Consider the following 7444-nt stretch of genomic DNA (forward strand, 5'->3'; position numbering starts at 1 on the left):
CCTTATAAAAATTTATAGATGAACCAATCTAGTACCCTCTGACTTTTTCAAGTTGCTGCACCATAGTTTGATGTGCCTTGGTTACTTCTTTGGAATTTGATACCTCTGCAACACCAACACGCCACCAGGTCTGATAGCCATTACTCATGGTTTTGGGCAATACAGGCAAAACAATTACAGATGAATGTGACTCGTTCTTTGCGGCCTGTAAAGCCTTCTCCAACTGTTCATAGGACTCAGCAAAAAAACTTTTAACACCGAGTCCTGACGCATATTTACAAAAATCTATAGGCAAATAATCACCGGTTAATTGATTTGTTTGTGATTGTCTGTATCGGAACTCATTGCCAAACCCCTGACTGCCATTACTTTCCTGCAAGTTTCTAATGCATTGAAAGCCATGATTATTAAAAATAATAATGGTCATTTTTTTATGTTCTTGAATACTGGTGAGGAGCTCGGAATGCATCATCAAAAAGCTCCCATCACCAACTAAAACATACACCTCACCAGGGGTGTTTTCTTTTGCTAATCTTACTCCAAGACCTGCAGCCACTTCATAACCCATGCATGAATAGCCATACTCCAAATGATAATCCTTAGGTTTTTTTGACTGCCAAATACGATGTAAATCCCCAGGCAGGCTTCCTGCTGCGCTGATGATTACATCATTTTCGATAATCAAATCATTTAATAAACCTAAAATATTGGTTTGCGCTAAACCTGTTTTAGAAGAAACAGAACTTGAGCAAACACGCTTTATTTCCTGTTTCCATTGCTCTTGATAATGCTGAATTAAACGCTGATAGGTAAGAGGAGTTTGATAGCCGATTATTTTCTTACTTAATTGTTCAAGACCTGACTTGGCATCTCCCTTTAACATCAAACCGTCCATTTTCATTGCATCAAAACGGGATACATTCAGGTGAATTATTTTGCAATCATCGTTTTTAAAACCCCATTTAGAAGCAGTGGTGAAATCCTGCAAACGGGAACCAACCACTAAAATTACATCGGCATGTGCGGCCAAATAATTCGCTACCTCAGAGCCTGTGACGCCTATTCCTCCTACATTCATTGGATGGGTGGCGACTAAACTGCTTTTTCCTGCTTGAGTTTCAGCCACAGGAATTTTATACCGCATGGCAAATTCAGATAAAGCCTCCGTGGCAAAGGAATAATGTACGCCGCCTCCGGAAATAATCAGTGGCTCTTTAGCATTTAAAAGAAGTTCCGCTGCCTGTTCCAAAGCTCTGTCGCTAACAGGCTCTCTGTCGATATGCCATAATCTTTTTTTAAAGAAAGACTGTTCGTACTCGTAGGCCTCAGATTGAACATCCTGAGGTAAACATAGGGTTACAGTGCCAGTTTCAACAGGATCAGTTAAAACTCTCATTGCATTTAGCCCCGCTATCATTAGCTGCTCTGGACGACTAATTCTATCCCAATATTTACTGACTGGTTTAAAACAATCATTTACAGATAAAGTATAATCATGAGGTACTTCAAGCTGTTGCAACACCGGATCCGGCTGCCTGCAGCTGAATACATCACCTGGTAATAATAATAAAGGAATTCTATTGGTTGTCGCGGTTGCTGCTGCAGTAATCATATTAGTAGCGCCAGGACCAATAGAAGAGGTACAAGCGAAGATACCTAATCTATTTTTTTGTTTCGCATAAGCTGTCGCAGCATGAGCCATGCCTTGTTCATTGTGCCCTTGGTAATAGGTAAAACCGTAATTGTCATACTCAAGTGCTTCACCCAGGCCAGTCACATTACCATGACCAAAAATACCAAAGATTCCCTTTACGAATTGATGCTCACGCCCATCCATCACTACATACTGATTAGCTAAAAACTTCAATAAGGCTTGAGCCATGGTTAGTTTAATCTTCATTGCGGCTCTCCCCAGTTTTATCTTGCCAAACTCGGCGATTGGCTTTAATTGTTCTTGTCCATTCATGCGCTTTCTTAAACGTTGGCGTATGATAGGGATTATTTTTTAAATGACGTATAAACCAAAGGGTATAAAGAGCATAACCAGGAGCAACACAATGCGCATGAGTTTGACCTTTAGCAATTTGATAGGTGTCATAATGCTCTATACGCAAAACCTCTTGCCCATTCTCTCCAAATGCATATCCTTGGGGTTCTGAAAAACGATAATGATAAATTTCGGGTTGATCATGAAAATGCGACGGATAACTCGACCAACGCCCCTGAAAAGTGATAATTTCTCCAACAACCAAATTGGACTCGGGTCGATTACGTTTATCAAATACCGTCCTCACGATACGATACGAAGTATCATTCAGGATATCCTTGCCTCTATTGTCTAACTCCAACAGATTAGACTCATCAAATAATTGAGGAGCAAATTGACAGTCATTCTCTGTTTCCATCACTAAAATCTCACAGTCAGTTAGCGCTTCAACTGAAGCAATTTGACCGGAAGAACAATGTAACACTATGGGGGCTTGTGAAAAATAATCATATCGCTGCACTTGCTGACTTTGATTTGCATAATGAAATACTACTTTTCCGGTCATCAACAGGGCTGCAAATTCATATTGAATATTAAATAAATGACTTTGTCCTTTATCTAGCTTAATCGAACTAAAATTCATTCCAGCATTTGCTAAAGACTTGTCTAAACTCACAATGGGATTAAGTCCCTTGTAAAATCCTTGCGGATTTTTAATGAGGATCTGGGAAGAAGTAACTTCATTTGGTTTTTCATGCAATTGAGCCAGATAAGGACTGCCCCAGACCAGAGGATTAGCATCATATTGCTCAATGAAATACTCCAGTTCTTTCTGGTAGGGAATAGCAGGTGCGCAGCCATGGCGAGTGACCACCAAAGCACCACTGGCATTCGCATGGGTGGTAGCTAATTCCCAAGACTTGCCCTGCAATAGAGCGGCTAAAAGACCGGCCATAAATCCATCGCCAGCTCCCAGAACATTAAGTACGTGTACTGCAAAAGGCTTTGTTCGTAAGGGCTCGCTCTGTCCTTTAAAACTAACCTGCGCCCCTTTCTCTCCAAGTTTTATCACTATGGGAGCATCAGTCAATTGCCTGATTTTTTCTAATGCACAGCTTACCTCATCATGTCCTCCGGCAATGCAAATCTCCTCTTCAGTGCCCACAATTAAATCACAAAGAGGCAAAATTTTCTGATAAGTATTACTGACTTCCTGATTACGATAATATCGAGTTTCACCATTTCCCGCTGCCGTTAACCCCCAAAGAACCGGGCGATAATCCAAATCAAGAATAACCGCTGTTTCAGTTTGTCTGGCTAATTGGATGACCTCTTTCGTAGTTTGCCGCATTTCCTCTGTAGACAACCCCGTCCCGGTAATTAAAAGTGCTTTTGCCTGTTCTAACACAGTCTTATTAATCTGATTTGATTTTATTTGCATGTCGGCACAATCAGTACGATAAAACATTAGGGGGAAATCTTTAGGCGGCTTAATTCCCAGCAACACCAAACCCGTTAGATGGTGCTCTGTTTCATACAATAAATCGGTACTCACTCCCTCACTTTCCAATTCGTTTTTTAAAAAACGCCCCATCTCATCTTGTCCAACGCAGGAAAACATCATGGTCTTTAATCCAAGACGAGCAGTTCCCACTGCAATATTACCGGCGCAGCCTCCTAAATATTTTTTAAAAGTAGAAGTGTCCCTTAACGTAACCCCAATTTGTTCTGAATATAAATCTACCGCCACACGGCCCATACAAATCAAATCTACAGGCCTGCTTTGATCAAAATAAAACGCTGGGTATTTCATGCTGTCCTCAACTCAATACAACAGGTAGTTTAGTATCTAAAGATTGTTTTGCCGCTTTTGCGATTCGCAAAGCCTGCAATCCATCTTCTCCTGATACAGGACTTGAACTCTTATGTAGCCAGGCATTATAAAAAGCCTGCAACTCGGCAATGTAAGCCTGCTGATAGCGCTCAAGGAAAAAATATTCCGGATTAGCCTGTTCTGTCGTAGTACTTGAATATTGAGTTACTGAATGTTTTAGATGGTTTGCTGCTTGTAACATTCCGGCATTACCAAATACTTCAATACGCTGATCATATCCATAAACTGCCTGACGGCTATTATCTATAACGCCTAAAGCCCCATTAGCAAAACGCATTTGTATTATTGCAGTATCCACGTCATTAAATAGTTCAAAATCAGGATTAATGAGCACTGAACCTATTGCATAAACCTCAACCACCTCTGAGCGCACTAAAAAACGAGCCATATCAAAATCATGGATGGTCATATCCATGAACATGCCTCCAGAGGTAGCGCAATATTCTTTGCTTGGGCATGCAGGATCCCGAGAGGTAATTTTAACCAGATGAATGGCTCCGATTGCTCCAGCCTGGACCGTTGTTTGTAAATGCGCAAAGCTGGGATCAAAACGACGATTAAAGCCAAGTTGTAACAGCGTGTTGTTTGACTGAACGCCCTTTAATGTCGTTAAGATGTCTTCTTCGTTTAAGCCAATAGGCTTTTCACAAAATACAGCTTTTCCCGATTCACTGGCCGCTTTAATTTGCTCTAAATGCAGATGAGATGGCGAAGCAATAATGACAGCGTCTAAATTCTGATGGAAAAGCACATCCTCAACCTGATTAGACAAAGACGCAATTGATAGCCTCTCTGCCCATTGTTTATCCAAACAAGGATCCGCTATTGCATGCAAATCATATTGCGGTAAATGATATTTAATATTTTCAGCGTGCAACTTACCAATTCTACCCGCCCCTATTATCCCAATACGACATTTTTTTTGCTGATTTGCGGTATGCATCATGGTTACTCCCTTAATAATTCAAATTCACCAGTCTTTATTTTTTTAGGTAACTGCTTACCTATATCTCTGATTTTTTTACCGGCCATCAAATTCTTTTCAATGTTTTCTAAAGAAACACCTGTAGTTTCTGGGACAAAATAATAAACAAAGAGGAATGCTAATAAGCATAATAAACCAAACAAGGAGAAGGTAAGCACTTGCCCTATTGATTGATAAATCGTCAAAAAAGAAAGGGACACTACAAAATTAGCACCCCACTGAACCACAGTGGCAATGCTCATCGCTAAACCCCGTATAGGTAAAGGATAAATTTCAGAAATTAAAACCCAAAACAAAGAGCCTACGCTAATGCAATAACCTACAACATAGAAAGATAAAGAACCTAATATCCAAAACTTGTGACCGGGTAATCCATAATTGAAGAACAAGCTAACGGAAAAAAGACTCGCTGCAGCCAGCATCGTTCCATTTAATAACAAAATGCGCCGCCCTAATCTGTCTATATAAAATAAAGTAACCAGGGTAAAAATAAAATTAACAGCCCCCATGCAAAAAGTTGCCAAAATCGCATTTTTAACAGGGTAAAAACCAGCTGATTCAAAGATCACCGGTCCGTAATACATCACTGCGTTTATTCCCGAAAGTTGTTGAAATACTCCCAAAGCAATTCCAACAAATAAAACAAAAACAATTGGCGCCTTGATTAATAAACGATAATCAGGTTGAGTGTGTTTTAAATTAATATGAATTTCATCTAGTTCTTTTTGAATATTATAATTAGAGGGGCGAATTCGTTTTAGCGTCTTGAATGTTTCTTCCATTCCATATTTGTTCATTATCCAACGAGGTGAATGAGGAACAAAATACATACCGATGAATAAAACTAAAGAAGGTACGCTTCCCATTCCAAATAAATAACGCCAACTATTCGAGGAATAATCATGAAGAAAATAACCAATTAAATAAGCTATGGCCTGACCAAAGGTAATCGTTAATCCATTAATTAAAACTAAAGTGCCACGCCTATTAGGAGGAGCAATTTCTGCAATAAATAATGGGGTTATATAAGAAGCAATTCCTATACAGACACCGATGATGAATCGCCCTATCAATAAAATAATCAGGCTGCTGGTCAGAGAACATAGTGCCGTTCCAAATATAAAGCCTAAAGCCACAATTTTTAACAAGTAACGGCGACTTAGTTTATCAGCAAAAAAACCACTTAAGGGAATACCAAGGACACATCCTAATAGACTGATACTAACCACTTGAGACCATTGCCACTCAGAAAGAGCCAATTGGCCTATAACTTGATCTTTAACATCTGCAATGACACTGGAATCAAAGCCAAAGAGAAACCCACCAAATCCGGCAATTAATGCCACGAAAAAAACGAATGAATTCATTCCATTGTTCATGTGATCAACTATCCTTAGTTAAAGCTCCACGCGGATGATGTTATCACCCTATCCACCTAATAAAAATATGCTTCCTGTAAAATAGTATTCTTGGTTGACACGTCATCTCGAGCGTTAGCGAGAGATCTCCTGAATGTAGCTCAATTCCAACTGTGGAGATCTCTCGCTAACGCTCGAGATGACGCTTTACCTGAAAAAACCTATATTAAGGCCACTTTGCCCATGCAATAATCAGATACCGCATCAGCCATAGCCTGAGCTGCATATTCGTTCTTTCGAAACCATAGCTCTGGTTCTATCATTTCTAACTCAGAAAGACACAATTCATTATGATTATCCCACATCACATCGACTCGAGCATAAATGGGCGATTGATCACATTGAGCTATGGCATGTTCAACAAAAAGCTTTTCTTCTCTTGAAGCAATGTAAGAATGTAGGGTTCCACCAAAATCATCCTGAATTCTAAAATCACCTGCCTTTGCTTTTTTTAGAACTGCATGGCTGTATTGGCCACCAAAAACCATAAAAGAGACTTCTCCTTTAGATTTTATATTTTCCTGAAACTCCTGAACTAACATGGACTCTGTACTAATTAATCGCTGAAAGGTATCTTCATAATTACCTACATTTTGTTCATTAAAAAGATAAGTATGACGCGCCCCACCTCCAATTGCGGGTTTTAGTATGGCTTTACTCCAGCCCGTTTGCTTTAGTAAATTGTTTAAGCTGGTGTGCACTCCTTGCTCAAGAAATAATGTGGGGGGAATATTTACCCCTCTTTGCAGCAAAGTGCTCAGATATTTTTTGTTCATATTCCATTGAATAACCGAGTAAGGATTAATAAACTCGATTTGTTGAGCACGTTTTTTTAACCATAGCTGGAACTCTGCAAATCGGTGAAAATAATCCCAAGTTGCTCTAAATAAAGCAAAACGTGTTTTTGTCCAGTCAAATGAATCATTATCCCAATAAGTCCTGGTTACCTTAAATCCCTTATGTTCCAATGCACTGGTTAATAACTCATCTTCTATTAATATATTTTTTATATAAGAATCAATATGACTTGGGTTTACATAGTCTTTTTGAGTCAACAAAACAATATCATAATATTTATTATTCATGAAAAAGAAATCCCTTAAATTAGGGCCGGGGTACAATTGGTTCCCCGGCCCTACGTCCCGCGAACAAGTCGCGAC

5 protein-coding genes are annotated in these 7444 nt (G+C 39.4%); all 5 read right to left on the minus strand.

The features are described from left to right. Positions 1-28 precede the first annotated feature (28 nt). The 5 genes from iolD to LOX96_RS16560 all read right to left on the minus strand — a co-directional run bounded on the left by iolD (position 29) and on the right by LOX96_RS16560 (position 7369). Positions 29-1900, minus strand: coding sequence for a 3D-(3,5/4)-trihydroxycyclohexane-1,2-dione acylhydrolase (decyclizing) (gene iolD / locus LOX96_RS16540; RefSeq protein WP_348645862.1), 1872 nt, complete (start codon positions 1898-1900; stop codon positions 29-31). Next, a complete protein-coding gene (iolC, locus tag LOX96_RS16545; RefSeq protein ID WP_250424597.1) occupies positions 1890-3800 on the minus strand; it encodes a 5-dehydro-2-deoxygluconokinase in 1911 nt (636 codons plus the stop codon). The genes iolD and iolC overlap by 11 nt, the downstream gene beginning before the upstream one ends. Positions 3801-3807: 7 nt before the next feature. Then, positions 3808-4824, minus strand: coding sequence for an inositol 2-dehydrogenase (iolG, locus tag LOX96_RS16550; RefSeq protein ID WP_250424613.1), 1017 nt, complete (start codon positions 4822-4824; stop codon positions 3808-3810). Positions 4825-4829: 5 nt separating this feature from the next. Continuing rightward, positions 4830-6245: a sugar porter family MFS transporter gene (locus tag LOX96_RS16555; protein ID WP_250424596.1), complete on the minus strand. Its 1416-nt coding sequence runs from the start codon at positions 6243-6245 to the stop codon at positions 4830-4832. A 200-nt stretch (positions 6246-6445) separates the two neighbouring features. After that, entirely contained in the window at positions 6446-7369 is a 924-nt protein-coding gene (locus LOX96_RS16560) for an ATP-grasp domain-containing protein (RefSeq protein ID WP_250424595.1), read from the minus strand. Between the last annotated feature and the right edge of the window lie 75 nt (positions 7370-7444).

It is taken from the genome of Legionella maioricensis (assembly GCF_023618015.1).
GTDB classification, from domain to species: Bacteria; Pseudomonadota; Gammaproteobacteria; order Legionellales; family Legionellaceae; genus Legionella; species Legionella maioricensis.

What these genes read in the sequence shown, in the direction of transcription:
- iolC (WP_250424597.1), bottom strand. Translation starts at nt 3,800, where the DNA reads ATGAAATACCCAGCGTTTTATTTTGATCAAAGCAGGCCTGTAGATTTG.
- iolD (WP_348645862.1), bottom strand. Translation starts at nt 1,900, where the DNA reads ATGAAGATTAAACTAACCATGGCTCAAGCCTTATTGAAGTTTTTAGCT.
- iolG (WP_250424613.1), bottom strand. Translation starts at nt 4,824, where the DNA reads ATGCATACCGCAAATCAGCAAAAAAAATGTCGTATTGGGATAATAGGG.
- LOX96_RS16560 (WP_250424595.1), bottom strand. Translation starts at nt 7,369, where the DNA reads ATGAATAATAAATATTATGATATTGTTTTGTTGACTCAAAAAGACTAT.
- LOX96_RS16555 (WP_250424596.1), bottom strand. Translation starts at nt 6,245, where the DNA reads ATGAACAATGGAATGAATTCATTCGTTTTTTTCGTGGCATTAATTGCC.